The organism is Enterobacter sp. 6722112 (assembly GCF_058661685.1).
Map to the genome: position 1 here is coordinate 2,600,590 of NZ_JBZWGR010000007.1, position 23,530 is coordinate 2,624,119.

22 protein-coding genes, 1 tRNA gene and 1 pseudogene are annotated in these 23,530 nt (G+C 38.0%); 6 read left to right on the forward strand and 18 right to left on the reverse strand.

Features of this window, described 5'->3' with window-relative positions:
- Positions 1-213: 213 nt before the first annotated feature.
- A tRNA-Asn gene (locus AC4OVU_RS13915) sits at positions 214-289 on the forward strand.
- A gap of 180 nt (positions 290-469) precedes the next feature.
- Positions 470-1,744 carry a tyrosine-type recombinase/integrase gene (locus AC4OVU_RS13920; protein ID WP_491928710.1) on the forward strand — a complete coding sequence of 425 codons (1,275 nt, stop codon included), beginning with the start codon at positions 470-472 and terminating at the stop codon, positions 1,742-1,744.
- 46 nt (positions 1,745-1,790) lie between these two features.
- Here AC4OVU_RS13920 and AC4OVU_RS13925 read toward each other — a convergent pair whose 3' ends face one another.
- Entirely contained in the window at positions 1,791-3,179 is a 1,389-nt protein-coding gene (locus tag AC4OVU_RS13925; RefSeq protein ID WP_491928803.1) for a SpnT protein, read from the reverse strand.
- A gap of 194 nt (positions 3,180-3,373) precedes the next feature.
- Between AC4OVU_RS13925 and AC4OVU_RS13930 the strand changes: the two genes are divergently transcribed.
- Both AC4OVU_RS13930 and AC4OVU_RS13935 read left to right on the forward strand, forming a co-directional pair.
- Positions 3,374-5,290: a site-specific DNA-methyltransferase gene (locus tag AC4OVU_RS13930; protein WP_491928711.1), complete on the forward strand. Its 1,917-nt coding sequence runs from the start codon at positions 3,374-3,376 to the stop codon at positions 5,288-5,290.
- A 9-nt stretch (positions 5,291-5,299) separates the two neighbouring features.
- Positions 5,300-8,260: a type III restriction-modification system endonuclease gene (locus AC4OVU_RS13935; RefSeq protein ID WP_491928712.1), complete on the forward strand. Its 2,961-nt coding sequence runs from the start codon at positions 5,300-5,302 to the stop codon at positions 8,258-8,260.
- Positions 8,261-8,877: 617 nt separating this feature from the next.
- On the opposite strand, the gene AC4OVU_RS13940 is transcribed toward AC4OVU_RS13935, so the two are convergent.
- The 6 genes and pseudogenes from AC4OVU_RS13940 to AC4OVU_RS13965 form a co-directional block, all read right to left on the reverse strand.
- Positions 8,878-9,447, reverse strand: coding sequence for a type 4 pilus major pilin (locus AC4OVU_RS13940; RefSeq protein ID WP_077270737.1), 570 nt, complete (start codon positions 9,445-9,447; stop codon positions 8,878-8,880).
- Positions 9,448-9,784: 337 nt separating this feature from the next.
- Positions 9,785-9,982 (reverse strand): annotated as a pseudogene (locus AC4OVU_RS13945) (conjugal transfer protein TraD); the annotation flags it as partial.
- Positions 9,983-10,496: 514 nt separating this feature from the next.
- On the reverse strand, positions 10,497-11,024 hold the full coding sequence (locus AC4OVU_RS13950; protein ID WP_064356895.1) for a type II secretion system protein: 528 nt from the start codon (positions 11,022-11,024) through the stop codon (positions 10,497-10,499).
- A gap of 117 nt (positions 11,025-11,141) precedes the next feature.
- Entirely contained in the window at positions 11,142-11,465 is a 324-nt protein-coding gene (locus tag AC4OVU_RS13955; RefSeq protein WP_491928713.1) for a conjugal transfer protein TraD, read from the reverse strand.
- An 83-nt stretch (positions 11,466-11,548) separates the two neighbouring features.
- Positions 11,549-12,070, reverse strand: a complete 522-nt coding sequence (locus tag AC4OVU_RS13960; RefSeq protein ID WP_071080764.1) for a hypothetical protein — start codon at positions 12,068-12,070, stop codon at positions 11,549-11,551.
- A 26-nt stretch (positions 12,071-12,096) separates the two neighbouring features.
- Positions 12,097-12,606 (reverse strand): hypothetical protein, encoded by a 510-nt coding sequence (locus AC4OVU_RS13965; RefSeq protein WP_001400543.1) that lies wholly within the window; start codon positions 12,604-12,606, stop codon positions 12,097-12,099.
- Positions 12,607-14,204: 1,598 nt separating this feature from the next.
- On the opposite strand from AC4OVU_RS13965, the gene mobQ reads away from it, so the two are divergent.
- Positions 14,205-15,716, forward strand: coding sequence for a MobQ family relaxase (gene mobQ, locus AC4OVU_RS13970; RefSeq protein WP_117093281.1), 1,512 nt, complete (start codon positions 14,205-14,207; stop codon positions 15,714-15,716).
- A 75-nt stretch (positions 15,717-15,791) separates the two neighbouring features.
- On the opposite strand, the gene AC4OVU_RS13975 is transcribed toward mobQ, so the two are convergent.
- A complete protein-coding gene (locus AC4OVU_RS13975) occupies positions 15,792-16,436 on the reverse strand; it encodes a hypothetical protein (RefSeq protein WP_491928714.1) in 645 nt (214 codons plus the stop codon).
- A 793-nt stretch (positions 16,437-17,229) separates the two neighbouring features.
- On the opposite strand from AC4OVU_RS13975, the gene AC4OVU_RS13980 reads away from it, so the two are divergent.
- Entirely contained in the window at positions 17,230-17,523 is a 294-nt protein-coding gene (locus AC4OVU_RS13980; protein WP_064179591.1) for a hypothetical protein, read from the forward strand.
- A 96-nt stretch (positions 17,524-17,619) separates the two neighbouring features.
- Here AC4OVU_RS13980 and AC4OVU_RS13985 read toward each other — a convergent pair whose 3' ends face one another.
- The 10 genes from AC4OVU_RS13985 to sbmC all read right to left on the reverse strand — a co-directional run bounded on the left by AC4OVU_RS13985 (position 17,620) and on the right by sbmC (position 23,479).
- Positions 17,620-18,015, reverse strand: coding sequence for a hypothetical protein (locus AC4OVU_RS13985; protein ID WP_491928715.1), 396 nt, complete (start codon positions 18,013-18,015; stop codon positions 17,620-17,622).
- A 112-nt stretch (positions 18,016-18,127) separates the two neighbouring features.
- Positions 18,128-18,421, reverse strand: coding sequence for a hypothetical protein (locus AC4OVU_RS13990; protein ID WP_262816701.1), 294 nt, complete (start codon positions 18,419-18,421; stop codon positions 18,128-18,130).
- 90 nt (positions 18,422-18,511) lie between these two features.
- Positions 18,512-18,799, reverse strand: coding sequence for a hypothetical protein (locus AC4OVU_RS13995; protein WP_491928716.1), 288 nt, complete (start codon positions 18,797-18,799; stop codon positions 18,512-18,514).
- A gap of 16 nt (positions 18,800-18,815) precedes the next feature.
- Complete coding sequence (locus AC4OVU_RS14000; protein WP_491928717.1) at positions 18,816-19,202, reverse strand: hypothetical protein; 387 nt, start codon at positions 19,200-19,202, stop codon at positions 18,816-18,818.
- A gap of 11 nt (positions 19,203-19,213) precedes the next feature.
- Positions 19,214-19,528, reverse strand: coding sequence for a hypothetical protein (locus AC4OVU_RS14005; RefSeq protein ID WP_491928718.1), 315 nt, complete (start codon positions 19,526-19,528; stop codon positions 19,214-19,216).
- A 29-nt stretch (positions 19,529-19,557) separates the two neighbouring features.
- Complete coding sequence (locus tag AC4OVU_RS14010; protein ID WP_262816703.1) at positions 19,558-19,773, reverse strand: helix-turn-helix transcriptional regulator; 216 nt, start codon at positions 19,771-19,773, stop codon at positions 19,558-19,560.
- Positions 19,774-19,960: 187 nt separating this feature from the next.
- A complete protein-coding gene (locus tag AC4OVU_RS14015; protein ID WP_032278482.1) occupies positions 19,961-20,824 on the reverse strand; it encodes a DUF6387 family protein in 864 nt (287 codons plus the stop codon).
- Positions 20,825-21,372: 548 nt separating this feature from the next.
- Positions 21,373-21,708 (reverse strand): DUF496 family protein, encoded by a 336-nt coding sequence (locus AC4OVU_RS14020; RefSeq protein WP_000450410.1) that lies wholly within the window; start codon positions 21,706-21,708, stop codon positions 21,373-21,375.
- A gap of 147 nt (positions 21,709-21,855) precedes the next feature.
- Complete coding sequence (locus AC4OVU_RS14025; protein ID WP_017693112.1) at positions 21,856-22,914, reverse strand: FUSC family protein; 1,059 nt, start codon at positions 22,912-22,914, stop codon at positions 21,856-21,858.
- Between the two features lie 91 nt (positions 22,915-23,005).
- Positions 23,006-23,479, reverse strand: coding sequence for a DNA gyrase inhibitor SbmC (gene sbmC, locus AC4OVU_RS14030; RefSeq protein WP_017383302.1), 474 nt, complete (start codon positions 23,477-23,479; stop codon positions 23,006-23,008).
- Positions 23,480-23,530: the final 51 nt, after the last annotated feature.

The following is a 23,530-nucleotide window of genomic DNA, read 5'->3' on the forward strand; positions in this document are numbered from 1 at the left end:
AGGGGTGCGGTGACGTTCAAAATGGACCTTAGCGAGAAAGTTGAAACTCCATTTCAAATGATGGGGCAGAAATGCGTATCCTGCAAAGTATTTTCCATAAAATTATGTTTGGATTTACAACAAAATGACGACAGAATCATCAAACAAACGCTTTTGCCTGAGATCAGGTTTGACAAAAGTTTTTTCGCCGCTAAGATAAGCCTCCACAACGATTCCTCTGTAGTTCAGTCGGTAGAACGGCGGACTGTTAATCCGTATGTCACTGGTTCGAGTCCAGTCAGAGGAGCCATTTTCAAGAAAGCAGACGTTCACTAACGTCTGCTTTCTGCATTTCTATCAATTGGTTATCCCCTCTCAGTCGTTCACCCTCGTTCACTAAAAACCACTCGAAGCCATATCATTTTGATGGTAAAAATGCTGGTAATGCTGGTTCGATTTCCCTTTTACCAACAAATGAGGGGGTGTTTTCATGTCACTGACTGATATTAAAGCAAAAAATGCAAAACCCCTTGAGAAGGAATACAAGCTTACTGATGGCTTTGGTATGTTCCTTCGTGTTACCCCTAAAGGTTCGAAATACTGGCAAATGGCTTACCGCTTCGAAGGGAAACAAAAACTCTTCTCTATTGGTGTTTACCCTGCAGTTTCTCTTTCTGACGCAAGACAACGCCGTGACGAGGCCAGAAGGCTTCTGGCTCAGGGTATTGACCCTAATGCAAAGAAACAGGCAGAGGTTAAAGAGCTTAAAGCCAAACGTGATAATACACGCTCCTTCAGAACAGTAGCCAAAGCGTGGTTCGCCACGAAAAAAAAATGGTCTGATGATTATGGTGATGCCGTATGGAAGCGCCTTGAAACTTATGTCTTCCCGGTAATCGGTGACAAAGATGTTGCCGAACTGGATACAGGTGATCTGCTGGTTCCGGTGAAAAAGGTGGAGGCTCTTGGTTATCTTGAAGTTGCCATGCGCATTCAACAATACATTACGGCAATCCTGCGTCATGCCGTCCAGCAAAAGCTGATACGCCATAACCCAGCCTATGATATGGAAGGTGCAGTTCAGAAACCACAAACTGAACACCGCCCTGCACTTGAGCTGGAAGAAATACCCCAGCTACTGAACAAAATTGCCGAATACAAAGGCCGCAGGTTAACCATACTGGCAATACAGCTCAATCTGATGATTTTCATTCGTTCCAGTGAGCTTCGTTTCGCTCGCTGGTCTGAAATTGATTTCAAAAGTAAGTTATGGGTGATACCCGAACAGCGTGAAGCAATTGAAAACGTCAAACATTCGACTCGTGGTGCCAAAATGAAGCGTAAGCACTTCGTTCCCCTTTGTAAGCAAGCTATGAGGATACTAAAAGAGATCCGACAACTGACTTATGAAGAAGGCCATGATGATGGATTAATCTTCACTGGCTGTTATGACTCGTTTAAACCCATGAGTGAAAACACCATCAACAAAGCCCTGCGTAATATGGGATATAACACGAAGCAGGACATCTGTGGACACGGTTTCCGCACTCTGGCCTGTAGTGCCTTGATTGAGTCCGGTTTATGGTCAGAAGACGCTGTAGAGCTTCAGATGAGCCATAAGGAAAGCAACAGTGTCCGGGCAGCTTATACCCACAAGGCTAAACACCTTGAACAGCGCCGCCTGATGCTTCAGTGGTGGGCTGATTTCCTTGATGCTAACAGCAACGATATGGTCAGGCCGTTTGAGTTTGCTTCAAATAAATAAAGGGAAAGGCCGTTCGCGGCCTTTCAACTTCATGCTTAATTACACTCTATGCTGAATATGATACTGAATCTTTCTCTATCACTAAACCAGCGATTTTTTCCAGCATTATTTCCCAGAGTGCGTATTTTCTTTTGTGCTCAATAAACAGGGATTTTAAATACTCTTCTGTAGAAGGGATTTTTTCAGTCCATGTAATATCTTTACTGTAATCAATGCTTTTTTTCATATCAGATGCTGCATAGGTGTAGTATTTACTCTGAGAACGACTGATACTGTCCTCTGCCAGCACTCTACGGAGCAGAGTTGCAGAACATGCATAACCATGCCTGTAAAGTTCACTCGATAAGGTACGAACAAAAGAACCGCGTAATAAAGACATCATCTCTGCGATTTCATTTTCACTCGCATTAATGACTTCAGAATCAAGTTTTCCATAACTATCTGTCCCGGACAAGAAAAGAATAACAAACGGAAAGCCTTTTTTCTTTGCTATGCCAGAGAACAAATCCAGTGAGTCATTATTTTTCTCCACCCGATTATAGATATTATAAAAAATAACATCACACCTGTTCTTAAATCCGTCTATACAAATTGTTTTTGCCTGCTGAATCTCACCTTCTTCAATCAACGCCAGAGCCAACACCTCAGTCCATTTATCACGAAGCCCTGCCTGATCAACTGATTTATCTTCTTTGATTTTATTGAGAACCTGAATGGCTTCCTCAGTACACAGTTCATCAACCAGCAACTCAGCAAACTTAATGATGTATTCTGGCTGGTTCAGTTTTCTTTTCTCAAAGCATTGCCTGATGAAATCAACATCCCTGATATACAGACTTAACTCAACAGCATAATTAACATCACCTGTCTTAAGAAGACTTTCCCTTAAAGCACGAATAACATTGTATCCCAGATCTTTTTTATACTTATCAAAAATATCAAAGTTAAAATATACATCACCTTTAAGCACGGAAAGTATTTTATCCGCTATAACATCAATGCTTTTGTCTTTTTGTAGGGACAGGGATTTTAACCATGTTTCGACAGCACCATTATAATAGTCCATCCATGATCCATCTGATGTATCAGCAATTTCGCTGATTTTATCAAATGAGAGCAGTAAATCATGGCAAAACGCCTCGGTTTTTTCAGGCAGCGTTGATACCGTCTTTTCAAGTGGAAATATGACATTCCTGTATAGCCCCTCAAAAAAAACCGCTGCTTCATAATAATCATAAAAGCGTTTTGTTTTAATTACCCTTTTGTATTCAGCCTCAGCCTTTTTCAGTGATTCTTCTGGAGTTAACAGATATTTATTAATAATAAAGGATTTTGCCTGACCATTATTCTCTGCAATATCACAAATTATTTGCATGAGTTGATCGGCAGGCATTTCCTTGAGTAAAGCAAGTTGTTTCTTGTTCAGTTTAGCCATCATCACATCCTGATAATGTTTGGTAGACGCAGAAAAGCTAATTGTACTAACACGAGGACAGAACATTCAATAAAAGCATTAACATAATGATTTAAAAAGAAATCTGTAGCACGCTGTTCATTGATGAAATGCACTATTTACCGTAAAATATCCCCCATCACACAGTAACCTGATACAGATACGTGGAATGGTCAATGAACAAACTTTCGCCTGAAATGCCCGAACTGCAATCAATGAATATCACTGCTGATAACATCACCAAGCTTAAATCATTGTTTCCTGAAGCTTTTAATGAAGACAGTGTTGATTTTGAGGTTTTAAAGCAGCTTTTGGGTGAGAATGTAGACGACAAAGAAGAACGCTATGGCCTGAACTGGCATGGTAAGCGTCAGGCTCGTCAGCTTGCTCTTACCCCTTCCCGTGGAACCTTACGCCCATGTAAAGATGAAAGCGTTGATTGGGACAACACCAAAAACATCGTGATCGAGGGTGATAACCTTGAAGTTTTAAAGCTTCTTCAAAAAAGTTATGTAAATAGAGTAAAGCTAATATTTATTGACCCTCCTTATAATACAGGAAAGGATTTTGTTTACCCGGATAATTTTCAAGATAACATGAAGAATTATCTTGAAATAACGGGGCAAACAGATGAAGGCGTACGCATAAGTTCGAATACAGAAACCAGTGGACGTTATCATACTGATTGGCTGAATATGATGTATCCACGACTTATTTTAGCCAAAAACTTGTTGGCTCAAGATGGGGTTATTTTTCTATCCATAGATGGAACAGAAGCCTCGAATTTAGAACATTTGTTGAATAATGTATTCGGAGAAGAAAATAAAATCACGTCTATATGTTGGCAAAAGAAAGTATCACCTGCAAATGATGCTAAATGGTTTAGTTCGGATCATGATTTTATTTTAGTATATGCAAAGAATAAAGACATTTGGAGACCCAAAAAGCTTAAACGCACTGGCGATCAGCTATCTTATTATAAGAACCCTGACCATGATCCTAAAGGAGAATGGAATTCTGCAACGTACACATGTAATAAAAGCATGTATGAGAGGCCGAACCTTTATTACCCAATAGTAAATCCAAATACTATGGAAGAGATATGGCCTAAAGAAACAGCGGTATGGAAATACTCAAAGGATATAACTGAAAAATATATAAGCGAAAAACGCTTATATTGGGGGGTTGATGGACTTGCAAAATTCCCGCGTATAAAACTATATCTTTCAGAAATGGATGACGTTGTTCCAAGATCCATCTGGAATTATGGCGATGTAGGTCATACTCAACAAGCGACGAATGAAATAAAGGAACTATTTTCTGGTGAGCAAGTATTTGACACACCAAAGCCACTGAAATTGTTAAGAAGAATAATTCAACTATCATCAAACAAAAGCGATGATATTATTTTGGATTTTTTTGCGGGTTCAGGAACAACAGCGCATGCTATTTTTGAACAAAATAAGGAAGATAGTATTTCTCGCAAAAGTATAATTGTACAACTTCCTGAAGTATTATTAGAAAGTAATCGTGAGCAGAAAGCCTCATACTCTTTTTGTATAAAAAACAATCTCAAGCCAACAATAAGTGAACTTACTAAAGAACGTCTCCGCCGTGCAGGTAAAAAAGTTCGTGAAGAAAACCCCGACTGGAATGGTGATGTTGGTTTTCGTGTTTTCAAACTCGATACATCTAATATCCGTCCGTGGGAAGCCACAGCAGAAACCCTTTCAGAACAGATAGATGCCTATGTAAGCCCAATCCTTGAAGGCCGTAGTGAAGAAGATTTGCTCACAGAGTTAATGCTAAAGCGTGGCATTGACTTGAGTGTAAACATTGAAATCCGTCAGTTTGATGGATTAACCGTTTCTTGCGTTGACGGTGGCAAATTGTTTACCTGCTTTGCTAAACAAATCCCTGCATCTTCAGTAGAAGAACTGACCAAGGGGATCATCGACTGGCATAAGAGTTTGAAAGCTGGCAAAGATACTGTCTGCTATTTCCTTGATGACGCATTTGAAAATAACGTTGCTAAAACAAATCTTTGCGCCATTCTGGAACAGCATGGCCTGACTAACCTGCACAGCCTGTAAGGGAATGAGATGAAACTACATTTTGAATCTGACCTTACCTATCAGCAAAACGCCATAACTTCGGTCTGTGATTTGTTTGAAGGGCAAGAGAAATGGGAAAGCGAAATGACTGTGCTGGCCCCAGCTCAGGGTGCACTCTCATTTGAAGGCGCAACAGGTTCAATGCCTGTTAACCCACAAATACCCGAAGATGATGTACTGCTTAAAAATCTGAACAATGTTCAGTTAAAAAACCAGCTTCCACCTTCACCTGTGCTCGACAGCCATGATTTTACTGTCGAAATGGAAACAGGGACAGGTAAAACGTATGTTTATCTTCGCACCATGCTGGAGCTGAATAAACGCTATGGCATGAGTAAATTTATTATTGTTGTTCCTTCCGTTGCTATCAAGGAAGGCGTTTATAAAACACTACAAATAACTGAAGAACATTTCAAAAGCCTGTATGCGGGAGTTCCATACGAATACTATCTGTATGATTCGGCAAAACCTGCGGATGTTCGAAATTTTGCAACCAGTTCTGTTATGCAGATCATGGTAATGACTGTGGGTGCGATTAACAAAAAAGATGTTAACAAGCTCTATCAGTCCAGTGAAAAAACAACTGTGGACGATCTGGATAAGCCCATTGATTTAATCCGTGCTACACGTCCAATTATTATTGTCGATGAACCGCAAAGTGTTGATGGTGGCTTGAACGGTGCGGGTAAAACCGCACTTGATGCTATGCACCCTATGTTCACCTTACGCTATTCAGCAACGCATGTGCATAAACATCATATGGTGTACCGCCTTGATGCCATTGATGCTTACAACCAAAAACTGGTCAAACAGATCGAGGTTGCCGGGCTTGAAGTCCAGAATGCAAGCAACAGCCCTTATGTGAAACTGGTCAGTATTAATAGTAAGAAAAATGTTATCAGTGGTACTGTTCTTGTTGATATAGCCGATAAAAAAGGGAACGTAAATCGTTCAGAGATTACCGTATATGACGGTATGACACTCGATGACGAAACAGGACGTGATATTTATCAGGGTTACCGGATAAGCGAGATCCGAACTGGCAAAGAGGGTTATCTTACACTGGAAACACCTTCTGATACCTACTATATGAAAGTCGGTGATGTCGTGGGGGATATTGACCCTATGCTCATCCAGCGTCATATGATCAGACGTACAATCCGTGAACATCTGGATAAAGAACTTCGCCTGAATACTCAGCAAATCAAGGTTCTTACCCTGTTTTTCATCGATAAGGTTGATTTCTACCGTCAGTTCACTGAAGAAGGACAACGTGAGCCGGGAGAATATGCCCGTATCTTTGAGGAAGAATACCTTAAAGCCATCAAAAGCCCTGCATATAAAGATTTACTCCCTTCTCATCCAGAACATGCTAAAGACGTTCATGATGGTTATTTCTCCATTGATAAAAAAGGTGCGTGGGCTGAAACAAGCGAAAGCAATAATACAGGCCGTGAAAATGCTGAACGTGGTTATAACCTCATCATGAAAAATAAAGAGAAGCTTTTGAGTTTCTCGAATCCAGTGAGGTTTATTTTTTCACACTCTGCTTTGAAAGAAGGCTGGGATAACCCCAATGTATTCCAGATCTGTAGCCTTCGAGAGATGGGAAGTGAACGAGAACGCCGTCAGACATTAGGCCGTGGGCTTCGCCTGTGTGTTAACCAAGAGGGTGAACGTGTCCGGGATGACAGCATTAACATTCTGACTGTAGTTGCCAGTGAAAATTATCAAGCCTACGCCGAGCGCTTACAGTCTGAAATTGAGAACGAAACAGGCATCCGTTTTGGCATCGTCGAAAAAGATGCGTTTGCCCATCTGATATGCTCTGATTCCTCACAAGTTGTAGGTATCATCGCTTCACAGGAGATATGGTCTGAACTACATGCTGAAGGTTATCTGGAAAAAACCGGGAAAATCACCAAAACACTGAAAGAGACTCTTTTCGATGGCACTTTTACTGTTAGCGAAAAGTTCCTTACCCTTCAGGAGCAAATTGAATCTATCCTGCGTAAATCAGCAGGACGACTCAATATAAATAATGCTGATGAGCGTAAAGTAATCAAATACCGGAAAGAGGTCTTAAACAGCCCGGAATTTGAAGCATTATGGCAGCGCATTAGTCAAAAAACATTGTATCGTCTGGCATTTGATGAAGATTTATTGATTAAATCCTGTACGAAATCACTTTCTGAAATGCAGCCTGTAGCAAAAGCAATGGTCAGTTTCAGTAAAGCCACAATAAAACAAAGCCAGTCAGGTCTTGGTGTTGAAGCTCAGTCAAATGGAACGACAAGCTCTGTTATTGATGTTGAAGAACAGCCACTGCCAGATGTTCTTGGTGTTCTACAGGAAAAAACGGGCCTGACAAGACGCAGTTTATGCACCATCCTTAAAGAGAGTGGAAGACTCGCTGATTTTGCTAAAAATCCACAGCAGTTTATTAGTGAAGCTATCACCAGAATAAACTACTGCAAGCGCTTGTCTATTGTTGATGGTATTAAATATTATCCACTAAAAGGAGAGGTGTATGCGCAAAGTCTCTTTATGGATAAGGAGCTAACAGGATATGCCCGCAATCTTTTCGAAACCTCGTCTAAGTCAGTTTACGAATATGTTCCTAAAGATTCTGAAGTCGAAAGTCGTTTCGCTCAAGAACTCGAAGAACAGGATGAAGTTAAGCTTTATGTGAAGCTTCCCGGCTGGTTTAAAATCCCGACACCATTAGGAACTTACAATCCTGACTGGGCTTTGGTTATTGAAGACAATGGTGAAGACCATATTTACTTTGTTGTTGAGACAAAAAGTAAACACGTTGGTCTTGGTAATGAAGAAGATGCGAAAATTACTTGTGGTAATGCTCACTTTATCTCACTCAAAGATCAGATGAGTAATCCTGCGAGATATATGCGTGCTACAAATATAAATGAAGTTTTAAGTGGCAAATAAAAGAGAAAAGGGCCAAAAGGCCCTTTCTTTTACCGTTAAGGGAACTACACATTGGGTAGGGTACATATCCCATATATGAAGCATATCAGACAATTCATGAAGTAAATATTCGAAAGTATATTTTACTGGATGTAATATTAAACATTGATATGTAATAAAAAACAGTAAATTACCCATTTACTATGGAAATCAAATTTCAGCATAATAAGTTAAAAGTATCAAATAATAAAAATCAATAAACGCATGAAGATACATATGATTTTAATGATTTAGATTCAAACTATTTTTATAAAGTATAAAATTGAATGGTTACATTTTCTGTCTTGTTACATGCTTCGGCAATTACAGAACGATCAAATCCAATTTGCCTATTGCCAAACTTTATATGTGCTTGGTACACGGTAGTACCGCTAACAGCTTGAAATGAAGTATACACATTAGATATAATTTTCTGACAGTCAGCAGATGGAACATATGTTACGTCGATACTAAAACCAGCAATAACTCTAACAGAGAGAACCCTTCTTTATTATGCTTATTCATTTCACACCTTAATTATATTTCTTATATAATAGCCATCATATTATTTAAACATGATAGCTATTTTCATATATCAATTATATGGACGTGAAAATTAATGTGTTGCTATTCCCACCGCTTTCACATTGTGTTGCAGTTTTAGCAACATCTAATACTTCACCTGCGGCTTTGACATTACCTGCAGTTCCTACACCTGCTGTATAGAAATTCCCTGCGGCTGCAGTGATAATCTTGGTACATTCTGCTGCTGGCACATTTGAATACGTGATAGTAAATGAAGAGCCTGTTGCTGCGGAAGGCCCTGTATCGGCTGATGCCACGACAACATTTCCTTTGAATGCATTGATAGGTGTTGCAGAAGAACCTGAACCGCTCAACATATTATCCGGGAATATTTTCGCCTGAACAGCCACAGAGTTTGTTAATCCGGTAAAACTGGATGCTGATGTATAGAGTGCTTTTACACCAGCCTGTATTGTTGCTATATTATTACTTTCAGCCTGTGCACGTTGAGACGCTTGTACTTTTGGATAAACGATAAATGCTGCTACCACTAACGCTGCGATAATACCAAGAACAAGTAATAGTTCTAAAAGTGAGAAACCTTTTTTACTTTTTATGTTTTTAATTAATACTGTTTTTTTCATTTCTTTTATATCTCCATTGTTTAATAAAATGATATAAAGAAAATAATAAATTTAAAAATAAACGCAACCACTTAAACAATATTATATACAAAGTAGCCGATAAGCGGATTACTTAACAGAAAATAAAAAGACCGCGAGTGAACACGGTCTCTTTATCGGGAGGATACCCCCATGACTTTATTAAATACCACCACAGCTTACAAGATTTGAATATGGAGTTATTCATCTGTGATGATAAAAATAAAATACAATTAATATGAAATAATGTCAAATTTAATTCAATGACAGTTAAATTTCATAAAACATTTTATATTTATGCAATGACTTCTATATTTCATTAAGTTTTTCGGCCTTTCATACTAGCCAGAAATAACATTCCGCTTCTTTTAAATCTTTCTTTATCATCTGGATGTAGGTGAGGTATCTCTAGTAGCATACCTAAAACAAGATCCTTATCCACTGTAAAAACATCACAATCAAGAGCCTTGGCAACTTCCGCACCTAAAATTATTTTCTGGCGTGTTTCTATCTGATAATGTGTATTTCTGGCTTGGCATTGTTTTTTATTTTCTTTCTGTACTCATTTTATAAATTCATCAAAAATGGTGACGTGGAGTTCTGGCTCATATTAACAGCATTAGCATTCCTTGCGTTGACATTTTATGGAGCATTCGGATATGCTTCCGAAATTCTTAGTGTCGCAGGAGTAAAAGTGAAAATAATATAGTCAGCTTATAAGAATCCTGATCTAACCTTAGGGTTTTAATCCCCTCTATCAGGAGGGCTTCATTTTTTAAATGCTAATCAAGAACATCTTCGATATTTATTTTCTCTTATGTTCTAAATCCTTTTATATCAACAAAATCAGTATCTGGCAAAAAATTTATCTCCGTGACTAAATTATCATTCATTTCGAACGAGATCATGAGACTTAAGCCTTTACCCTCAATACCGAGCATCGGAACAGGTTCTAACAATGAAGGACCTATCTTTATTTTATAACTCCACTTTCTTTATAATTTTACTTAACCATGAATATAGATTGATATTCAGAAACATATCCATAACCCCTCCATAAAGCCAGAATTGCTTCTAAATTCTTTGACATAATAACCAGTTGTTTCATATGCTTTAGATATTCTATCTAGCGGGTATTCTTTCGATGTGATTCTCAGGCAGTGATTTAAAGAATGGTTCCCATTATAGCCCCCTCCATAGTACGTAATGTATGTCTGGCCTCCCAGACTGTTCTTATAATAAATCGAATTGCTGCTATCAAAATAAAAAACCAATTTTTCTCCCTTGTTAGAGCTATCGTAATAGCTATAAGGTTTATTATTTTTTAAAGATCGAAAAACTTGCAAGTGCTGCCCATTAGTTCTGCCCGGTATATTATAAAACCCCGTGTAAATAGATTCTATTTCATTCATAACACCTTGAGTATTTCGCAACTCCTCAGTTAATCTTTTATTCATGTCTGCTTTTTTATAGGTCATAAAAATTGAAGTTAAAAACACTGTAGAAATGGCTATAGCCAAAACAATCTCAATTAAGGTAAAACCCAAGCCTTTTTTCATAAACACCTCATCATTAATATATCACATTCTTGCCTAAAATTCAGCAACCGCACCCTCTGGGACTTGCTCATCAATTCACCCATATCAAAACAAGCTTTAAGCGGTTTTAATGTTATGTTAAGTCTTCCTTCCTTTCATACTCGCCAGAAATAACATTCCGCTTCTTTTAAATCTTTCTTTATCATCTGGCTGTAGGTGAGGTATCTCTAGTAGCATACCTAAAACAAGATCCTTATCCACTGTAAAAACATCACAATCAAGAGCCTTGGCAACTTCCGCACCTAAAATTATTTTCTGGCGTGTTTCTATCTGTTTAGACTCTTTCTTAGACTTATGTTGTAAACGATTTAAACGCATCTGAGCAGATGCTAATTGCTGTTCCAGTGTCTTTTTTATTCGTGGTTTCTTTCTGGTTTGTTCTTTATCTGAAATATCACTCATTTTCTATCCTCTTATAGTTCCATGATACATATATATTTCTTATAAAATTGTTAGTCAATGAGGATATTTGAAAAATTGGATTATTATTTCTTTTTATACGATGGGAACTTTTCTTTTAAAATGTTAAAGCAGTTGATAACATTTTCATGTTCTACTGAAAAATGATCTACACTCCTTTTCAGGAGATCATTGGCAATATCAACGATAAATTGACTTTGTTCACTATGATCATAGACAGTAAATACATCAGCTATCCAGTGGTAGCAGCAAAGCGTCAACAAAATACAATAGTCTTGATATTCTTTAATTCCTGATAAAAAAGTATAACCGTTATAATCTACTTGCCTTGTTCTTCTATAATATTGTCTAAGCGTGGGTTTCATTATTATTAAATTGTTTTTAACTATATCATAGTGAATGTCATCCTGAACGTAGTCGTTTTTAAGAAAGAAGTTATTGCTATGAACATATAAAGCATAGGCAATAGTTTCAGTAGAGATTCCATATTTCTCGCATAGAGCCGTTGAGACAACAGGATTGTTTTCTATATGTCTTATAAACTCACTTTCCTTCAAGTTTTTAGTTTTAGTTTTAGTTTTATTCATATATTTCTCACTATTATTATATCCGATTAACGACGGAAGGTTTCTGGTCTTTTCCACTCAAACACTACTGCATGACGTTCTTTGTCTCTTTCTTTTTTGATCTGACAAGATATACGATTGTTGAGGATCTTTTTTCGAGCGATTTTTAAAACTTCTTTCATTTCACATTTTACAAGCTTTCTACCTTTAATTTTCATTTCTTCATATATGGCATTATTGATAAAATCTCTTTCGTTAGCTGATAGTATCTTTAATCTTCCTTGCTCATCCGCATTATTTGATATGGTATTAATTGTTTCATCTTCTTTTTTTTCCATATCAACTTTACTCTTCTTTTGTTTTTTTGATTTTTGCTCTTTTCTAATCGAGCGGACTTGATCACGAGCAATAAATTTGACAGTCTGTTTTTCTTTTTTATTTAGTGCTTTACCTTTTAACTTAGCGGCTTCTTCCAGAAAATCATCTATTATCTTTTTTTCATTCTCAGTAAGATTTTGTATCCATCCCATTCTTAATTTTTTTGTTTTACTTTCCATATCATTACCTTTTTATTTATATTTCTTAATTAATACAATTAAAAACCAAAATACTCAAATTAATCCATGCACTATATTTAGTTTATGAACCTACGTACTTTCCATTAGTTACTTAATGAAACATCACCTACCTACTGATTTTTTAAATTATTTTTTTGTACTAGTAGTACTAGAATTTTATTAGATTAGGTTCTGGGTTTTAGGTAGCGACTTTCAGTCGTAGTAGTTTTCCGTCAGGAAAACTTAGTTTTTCTGCAAGCTTCACCCCCCTAACCCCCCGTAAAAAATACTATTGTAATATTTTTTTAGGTTCGCAGGTTGGCGATTCTCACCGTAGCTATTGAGTTCCAGCACGTTTCCATTACTGGGACACCCCATCGGACTCCTACGGATACATCATGATCATTTAAAGCATTTTCTCGTTTTACTAAAGAAAATTATACTACCGCTTTATAGATTTTAGATGAACGCTTCAAGTTGGTGGCTACCGACTTCCCCCCGTTTATATGCCACCTACAATAACCTAAGAACAAAACAGTTTTTAACACATGATGTCCAAAGATTCTTAGACCTGATACACAGGTTTAACGTTATTGCTTTTGAAGACTAAAATGTTTTTGGAAATGGTATTTGAAAAGCTTATAAAAAGTTGAGATTTAGATTTGACAAATATGAAAAGATTATTTAATACTTTATTATATTTGTAATCACGTTCCGTTTAACTGATTACAAGGCTTCAAAAGTCGGCAAAACTTTTTTAGTCCTTAAAAAGTCAACTTTGGAAGTTGGCTTTTTTTGTATCTTTATTTTATTTACAACACCGCATTTAGATTGTCAAATAAAACTCAAAAAAAATATTTTAATAGCACATGATCTATTATCACCTATAAGCAGCATTTGGTGATTGCCACAAACAATAACATCGCCGGAATAGGGCTTCGCACTGTTAATGATGGATTTATAAAAAATTTGTTTACAAGAGTCTACACAAAAATGCAACACCACCTGCACGTAAATACACAACACATATATATTCAAACACTAACCTTAAACGTCTAATCCTCATCGCGTTACTTATTTCCTCTCATTCATGATTTTAAAATCACTTCTTAATTTCTGACAAGAATTTCACACATTAATCTATTCTAAGTTATCTTTTATCATATTTTTATAAATTTCATCTTTCCCGCCTACGGTGGGAGACTAATTTAACTACTTTTGCCCTTACGGGCGCTCTCTAAAACCATAGTCATTAAGATTCGTGTAATACCTCAGCCGTTCATCCGATTCTAGCCCTGTAAATTTCACAGCCTATAAAACTAGAGTTATTATTTAAGTATAGAAAAACTTTAAACATTGTCGTTATTTTTAGCTCCGTTAGGAGATATAAAAATAAAGCAATGCCCACCTATACACTGCTACGCAGTGTGTGGGGTCTACCGACGGTTGCCTGCCGCAGGCTAACACCGTTTCCTTCGGAAACAAGGTCAACGTCAACACCAGAGTTTTTCTTGCGAAAAACTAAAACCAGCATAGTCGCATTGGAGAGTTATATTTTGGTTTGATATTTAAATTAATATTGAGGTTGTTTTTATTGTATGGCTATTTTTCATCTTGATTTTAAAATTGTGAAACGTTCAGAAGGCAGGTCTTCCGTTGCGAAGGCTGCCTATCATGCTCGTACACGTATAACAGATGAAAGAACAGGTGATACGTATGATTACAGTCGCCGTACTGATTTATATGGGCATTTCATATTAGCTCCAGCTAACGCACCAGAACACATCGTAAAAGACTCTACAGCATTGTGGAATGAAGTGGAAAGAGTTGAGCGCCAGAACAATGGTCAAACATCCCGTTATTTCGATGTTGCTATTCCTGCCGAGTTAAACAATGACAACAAGAAAAGACTTGTCCTTGAGTATTGTCAGAAAAATTTCGTTGATAAAGGCATGATTGCTGACATCGCTTTTCATGATCTCGATAGTGATAATCCTCATGCTCACGTTATGTTGACGTTAAAAACCATAGGCCCGGATGGTTTTGGCAAAAAGGAAAGAAGCTGGAACGACAGAAAAATGTCTATTTTTTGGCGTGAATCATGGGCATCTATGGCTAACAGCTACCTTGCTGCCGCTGGTTCATCAGAACGTATTGATCATCGTTCTCTTCAGGCCCAGCATGAGGAAGCGTTAGAAAATGCAGCAGTAGCTTTAGATAATGAAGAAAAAGCGTTATGGCTTGCCAAGGCCGCTGAAACAAATCGCCCTGCGATGAAACGTATCCACAGTGCCAAATGGCGTAGTAAGACTGCTCAGGAGCAAAGAGCCGCAGAACAGGCTGTTCGTGATGCTGCTAAACAAGAAGCTGTTGAAGTCTACAAAACATTCTGTGAACTTGACCTTGAAATTGTTGTTGATGTCAGAAGCTTCACCGTGTCTGTTCTTGCTGAACCAGAAGAAATTGTTTTACCAGAAACGCGATCCAGCTCTTCCACCAATGAAGAACAAAAACCTTTACTGGTAGCACCAACTCCTCATACTCGTATGCGTGGAGTCAAATCTTACCGTGATAAAACAAAAGTCAGTAAGGTTGTGGCTGGTATTCCGCCATCAATCAGTATTTCTGATTCTGGTACAAATACTATTCTGAAAACATCCACCTCTCAAAACCCAAACAGGGCATCCAGAAGCGCCCCTGACCGTGCAAGAAAGCATAAGACTACACCACGTCAGGATAATATTTTTAAACGTTTCACAACTCTTGTCATAGATTTTTTCAAGCAGAAGCTCGTATGGGCTAAAGTAAACAAAACCAAAGTTGATATTATCAATGAGGAACATGATAAACGTATTGCTGAAAACTATGTCTTTGATGAAGTATTAGGTCATTATGTTTCTCGTACTGAATATGAGAAAGTAGCTAAATTTAACCAAGATGATTATAAGCCTACACCTTCAGAGATAAAACGCTTCCCTAGTCGTCCTAAGCACGAACGAGTCAATGCAGATAATAACATGAGTTTTAAGCCGACTGTTTCAACAATAAATGATAAAAATCATACTCCTCGTTTAAGGCCACCTACACGCCGTGGCCTAGATAAACTATAGAATAACTTATATTGCTGTTATGCAATTAGTAACACAATTTTGTTTACTCATATTAATAAGATCGCATCTGCATAATCATTTAATAGCCTCTATATATTTTATAAAATCATTTTCCCATCCTTTTATTCTGATTGTTTTAGGGTGAGGCGCTCTAATCGTATGGTCTGGGAGGTCTGGATGGTATAATCTTACGAAATGTTTTTCTGGCAATCCATTTATGTTTTCAAACATTAAATCTTCATATAAAGACGTTAGTCGATGATCATATTTATGATTTGTGAAGAAAACACATATATCAGGAGTAAGAATATTAATTTCCTCCTTTAATATATAATCAAACGATGATATATCTCTAGCTAGCTCGGTATAATCTGGTGATCCGCAATCAACATCAAACCGATTCAGATTTGACCATGCAATTGCATATGGTTCAATACTAAGCGCTCGCTCTACTTTCCTTATGATATTCCAGAATGGACTGCTATAATATGATACGCCAAAATCGAACTCCTCATATGTTTCAAGCTGTTCATTAATATCGGGAGAGTTGCACCATCCATAGGTTTCCTGTCCTATAACCATCAATTTATTATGCTGATGAAAATAATTTTTTAGCTCTAAAAGGAGGGGGCCATGTAAGTTATTATCTGAATGTTTCTCACGGTAATTATTTAATGCGTTAATGTTGTTGACATATAGCATATTAAGTTTTTTATTCATATCCTTTCCATTTTTAACTAATATCATAATAACATAAATAGTTATCATGGTATTATTCGATTTGTAGAAAGTCAATCTCTGTTTATAATAGGGTTATTATTTTTTTATTTCATCATGGTTACAATAATCACATTTATTTATACTGCTAAAATAATATGAGCATGTATTTTTAAAACATTCTTCCTGAAAATTCCATCTACTACTTACACACGGCTATGCCCTAATACTGAATCAATTATTCCGTTTTAGCGTATAACTTAAATGGTAAATTTAAATTATCTAGTTTCGTTATAGATCATTTCCTTATGATAATTGATAATGATCACATCTTGAAATATAGCATGTTATTTACAACCTATGATATTTGATCTTAAACGTATAATAAAACTATATTTCCAGCAGCAGCGCTTAGTGATTATTCCAAACAATCGCTAAGCTTAGATATAAATGCAAGAGAGGAAACTAATGCCATAAAAAGTAAAACTGCCTCCTAAAGCATCTATGATTAGTTGTTCTCATCTTCACTAACTGAATAATGAAGAAAAAAATGCTCTCAGGCCAGTTATAGCTAAAAAAAGTACCGACTTCCGGGAGTTAAAGTCCCGAATCCCGGTACTTAAGTTGATAGCTATTTTTCAAATAAACATGTAAAAACATTCTTATATAATTCAGCATTGAAAGCTTCAAAATACCATTGAACGTTATTTTGAAAGAACATTTAAATTTGACACTTTGAACCAATCCCTTAAAATAAAATATATACACAATTCACTCAAAAATAAGAGGAGTCAACATGACAGACCATATAAAAAAAGAACCAGAAGATGAAACAATTATTGATAGTGCTAAAATTTACGATGCGCTTAGAAAAAATTATTTTGATAGATGCTTCCTTTCTTCTTACTTAGATGAAAAAATAGATGATAACTTACATCCTTTCAGTGACGAAGCATATAATAAAATGAAGTTCTTGCATGATGAAAAAGATAATCTTAATTTTAAAAACAAAATGAAAGAGATTAAAAGGAATTTATCTACATCACAAAAAAAAGAAGTCGAAAAAATAATGAAAAACAAAATAAAATAATTTTTTAAATATCCAGCCATGAAAAACACTTTCTCCGATGAGATAAAGATCATGACTACTTTCTTTATCTGAATATATAGAAGCCTACATTGACTTCTATATCCCATTAAACCTATTAAATATTTTTAACTTCCAATATTCAGAACCTTCCTCTTTCTCTCGAAGATTGGCCTCAAGATTCTTCATGATTAGCGCTTTTACTCCTTGGTTATGTGCTGCCATTACTTTGTTAAAGAGTTCTTTTTCATCTATATCTTCCCGTTTTTCTTTTCCTGTTCCATTCACTTTTTTGTAGTAATCGAAATCATCGAACAGATTGTTTATTTGTATTTCAAGTGCCTGTCCCACACACTTTTCATTTTCAATGATCATTACCGCTTCATTATGAAATCCATATGCAATTTCGTATATGAAATCGCAATATAATGATAAGACCGTGCAAATGGCAAAAAACATTGATTCATTTTTTTCGTATAATACCACATCATTCATATCATATTCCTCTTGTAATCGATGTACAGCCCCATTACGGGGCTACATAATCTAAATCAGTGAGTAGATAACAACTCTGCCCATGATTTCTTAATCTATTTTTATTTTGATATTATTTACAAAACTCCCATGAATGCCGGACCAGACGTTCCGCTACCTCTTCAAAGTTTACTTCTTCAAGCTTTCCTTCCAGACATTCACATTGGATAATGATGTAAAAATTTTTACTGATATGCTCAATAACATTGCCGATGAAAACACACATAAAATCCGCATCATATACCAAGTATGAGACATTATCAGAGGCCATATCCTGCATAACTTTCCAACTAGCCTCAAACGAACGCTCTGCAATATTATAAAACGTTTCTGTAGATACATTTTTAATTTCAAAAACTTTACTCATGGTTACGCCTCACTATTAAATGATATTTGTTTGTTTTTTATTTTTTTCGCCCTATGAATGAGGCTGAAAATGATTTATTAAATAACGTTTTTATCTTCGTTTGTGATTAACACGTAATGTTATCAACACCACCTCCTTATCAACCATTTTTACTGAATGTCCTTGTTCAAAGTACTCCCACCTGACTACCTTTTTAAAAGATGCGCTCGCATTCTTAATACAATCCTTAAAAATACCTTCCATGAATGCATCATCCTCCATTAACATCTCTGCTTCATCGAGTCGGACTTCCTTAAGCGTATTTATTTTCATTTCATAAAACAAACCTGCCATATGCATAAATACTTTTTGAGATTCTTTTATCAGTTTTTCACTCATGTCTCTACCTCTTGATTTATATTACAGACTGTTTATTTGCGCTGATTTCTATTCTTTTGTAATAAAGAACATAATCATCTCCACTAAAACATTTAATCAAAAACTCATGATAACTACTTAGTATAGTTTTAACCTCTGGAACTGATATGTGTTTAATCTTTATCTCTTCAGCACTTTCAAACCATTCCTGTAGCGTGAGATTAATAATATCCATTATGAATATCTCCCTGTAAAATCCATCCTTCATTTTTTTCAGAAATGCATCATCACTTAGATTAAAGTATAAGTAATGTATTAACTCGTTATAGGTATTTACAACATCAGTAGCAAAGTTTGCTGTCTCAGCATTACTTGCGGATATTTTAACGGGTATTTCATTCCAGCCTAAACATTTTTCGTTCATATTATCCTCTCTCATTTATAGTTAGTACGATACGCAGAGTAAATAACTCTCAGATTCCTTCTCACCTCATCCAAGAACAGATGATATTCTTTCCCTTTATTATCTTTCATTGATTCAGCAAACTCTTGCTTTGTTCGTTCGATCACTTTTCCAATCACTTCTTCAATATAAAGTCGGTCTTTAAAATGACGCTCATAATCATTTCCCATACAATCAATCATGACCTGAAGATGTTTTCTAAAGTTATTTATTGCCATTTCCATAAATACTTCTGTCTCATCATTCGTAACAGTCACCACACAAGGCAGTACGTTTTTACTTTTCATCTTAACCCCTCATTATTTAATAAACTTTTTTAGATGTGATTGCGAGAATCAGAAATGATTTTGTAAATCCATTCATCAATCTCACTTTCAATAAATGCTATAGAGCGCAATCCGGTTTTTACTTGCTTAGGAAATTTACCCGCTCTTATTAAGGTATATATCCACGTTTTACCAAACCCGGTTCTTCTTTTTACTTCCGGTAAACGAATCAGTTTCGGATGTTTATCTGTTTTGTTTTGAATCATATTTATCTCCTGTTTTTTTTACGTAATATCTTGGATATTTCGTTTTTTAGTATGTTGTTCGATGGAGATAATTCTAGGATTTTGGCTGGTTCTAAACTAGGGATGTTCACCAACCGTGAGTTTCGCGGAAATTTTTGGAGGGATACGCTTTTTAGGGATGTTCGCAGGTTGTGAACATCCCTTGTGTTTACTTTTTGTTTTTATCCGAGGATTTATCGTTAAGTGTTATCACATCAACGATATCCCAATCCTTCAACATATTGTTTTTAATGTAAAAATCATTTAAAACCTTGAAGTACTCATCGTTATCAAGATAACTTTTCGCGTAATCATAATCAGTATCTTTGATGTTCTCACTACTTCTGACCCCATTATTACCATGCAGGATGTCAGCTAAAATGGTGAAAGGTATGTTCTTACCTTCGTTGTAGAGCTGTTCCCATGAGATCAAATCCATCAAAGGGATGACTTTGTAATCAAGTATTCTTTCAAAGGTCTTATGACCAAACCTAAATTTTCGTTTCGGGGGTTTAGGCGTTTTCAGGTGCTTTTGCCATAGAGCAATCAGTACTTTCAGATGTTCTGCGAGATCGTCACTGCTGGCTTCTTCCAAGTCAATTTCAATCAGCATCTTGTTAGCAGGGTTCATGCCTCCTTGTTTCAGATACTCAGAGATGTAGTCCGAACTCACTGCAACAGGATCTGTTTGCTCTGAAGTCTCCAGCCGATACATAGCCCGCCCATAGTTGAACAATTGAACTCTGGTCATTGGTCTTACAGCATAGCTATGCGACAGTCTGTGATTGTCTGAAATCCAGTCTGATTTAAGTATCACATCACCACATCGGATTGTGGCATCATGGTATATCGCTTGCATTTGATTATCTTTGCCTGCTGTTTCCCATTGTTGTCTTGTTTTGTAAGCCAACATCCGTCTTTCAAGCTCTGCATAGATTTGTTCTAAGGTGAGGTCTTTCAGGCCATCATATCGGCGTACATCAAACCAAGATAACGCTGCCCTGATTTCTTCCATTTCCTTTTGTGTAGTCATTGTTCTACCGATTGCTTTTGTGTTTCCTAAACGTTAGCCCATTCAACATGATAGAGAAAGTGGAAAAGAGGAGCGGGTTTTCAAAATGGTGTGAGCACAGTAAGTGACCTTGGAGGTCAGTGCTTTCACCTTGACTAAACGTGATTTATTTAATAAAAAATAACCAATTGTTTTTCATCATTTATTTTAACAAAAACAACGACAACATCATGTTGATAATGAAAGCAAATTTAGATACGTATAGTCAGATGATTATGACAACAACCAATTGTTTTTAATTGACATTTTTACAACAAGAAAACAATAATGATGGTAAATATGTTGGTAAAAATATGGCTATATTTAACAAAGGCAGTAATAACAGGAGATGTAGATGAAGTTCGAGTCCAGTCAGAGGAGCCAAATTTAAAAAGCCTGCTTTTAGAGCAGGCTTTTTGCTTTTTTGCGTTCGTGAAATTATCGGGTGGCGGCTTCACCTTACCCGACCTACGTGATAACAGTCCTGTAGGCCCGGTAAGCGCAGCGCTACCGGGCAACAGAGTGTGCGATTACTCGCCTTTAGCGTCGACGTTTTTGATTTCGCCCATCACTTTCAGCTTCTTGGAGATGTCGCGACGCTCTTTGGACAGCTCAGCGTTTTTGATGATGTAGTCATCAACGCGATCTTCATAATCGCTCTTCATGCTGGCGATGATGCCCTGAATAGCTTCAACGCTCATGCCAGGCTTGATGTAGTCGCTCAGGTTGTCCAGCAGCAGGACACGTTTCTGGTTGTCACGGATCTTCTTCTCTACGTCCTGGATTTCGCGCTGTAGCTTGTTTTTGCGGCGGAACAGGCGGACGAACTCCAGAACATCCTGGAACGAAGGCTTGGTAGTTTCCATTTTTACACCCCTGATAATGTGAGATTCGGATTCGTTAAAGCAACCGTTTTAACAGACAGCGGCTGCGAATGACAATGAGTATATCGTTTAAAACCATCATAACCCTAATTGTTGCTGAATCGAAGCAGCAGGCATCACATACGCTTTTTATTTGCGCAGTGCCCGGCAAATCAGCTGCGATAACAACTCCAGCTGTCGCGCCAGCTCCATACTCAGCCAGACATAACCATGGATGGGCGTTTCCGCCACATTGTCGCCCTGGCGCTCATTCATCAGCTGTTTGAGCTCGGCGACGATTTCGTTCAGCCGCTCGCTGTTCGCCCGTATCGGCTGTGGGTTACCTTCGTAGAGCGCATGGGCGATGGTCAGCAGGGTTTGTTGCGTCATCTGCTGCGTCTCTTTCAGCGTATGCGCGTTGAGCATCAGAAGATGGCTGGGGCGTGAGGCCCAGTGGGCATTGATTTGCAGTTCAAGCATACAGACCAGATTACGGCTGACCGTCTGAATAGCTTCAAAAATGGCTTTCTGGATATGGGTTTCTTTGCTTGCCGGGGTAATCAACCCGCGCATTTTGACCACATCATTGAGGATTTTTTGCAGGTGCTTTTCCAGACGCGGGCGCTCAATCAGATTCGGCGAAAACCCGGCCTGGTAGACCCGGTTAAATGCCGTGACGTAGTTTGCCATCTGAATGCGCCAGTGCAGGAAGGCGCGCTGCGGCCAGATGCCGGTAAACAGCATGGCGAGCAACGAGCCGAGGATTACATCCCCGCTTCGCCACAATGCGGTGGTCATATCGCCCGCCGGTGCGCCGACCACAACCGCGAGCGTAATGCCAATCAGCAGCGCCTGATACGGTTTCTTGCCGAGGGCCAGCCATCCACAAAGAAACATCGCCACCGCGCACCACAGCAACATGACCGGAAACGAAATCAGCTCCAGCTTCAGGGCGATAAGCCCAAGCGCTGAGCCTAAAACGGTGCCGCCTATGCGTTCGAAAGCGCGCGGGACCACGTTCCCCCAGAATGAGATCGGTCCCATCACCACCACCAGCGTGATCAGCGGCCACGTCCCTTCCGGGATATCCAGCAGACGAACCAGTACGAAGGTCAACACAAACGCCAGCGCAATGCGGCAACCGTGCACCACGCGATAATGTTTGTATAACCGAATTTCAAAAGGGGTTAATGACTTGTCGGGGCGCACACCCGTCTCCAGCTCTACGGCAAACCACAATTGTACTGTGTTTTCAGCCGGGTGGATCGCGCCCGGCTGAAAAACCCTGCATTCCGCAGGATTATCCCACTTTGTGCTCTACCGGTACAAACATCTCAATATCCCAGTAGCCGTCAGCATTGCCATCGTTAAGATAACGTTCGAAGCAGGGTTTTGCCGCGATCTGGAATTTGTTGTCTTCCAGCAGGGAGTTGAAGAACTGATACCATGGAGTGGCGAAATCATGATTTTCGACGCGCGCGGCGGCAATAGCATACTCTCCGGCAGCAATTTCGGTCATCATCACCCCTTCGCTGTTCTCAGGGATAGTGAAATCGTCCGTTACCGTTACGGCGGTTACGCAGCGGAGCTTTTCTGCCGGCACGTCATCCGGATTGTCATAATAAACGGCCACCCACTCCTGCGGCTGAATATGACGCCCGTCTACCCACATGACCAGCTGTTCAAATCCCTGCTTGACCGTCTTTTCCCACGGCCCCACGAGATGAAAGCCAGCGATCGTACGTTTCTGTTGCTGCCTGATGCTGTAGTCCATGCTGCCTCCGTTTATTACTGTATATATATACACTGTAAAGCAGAATCGAGA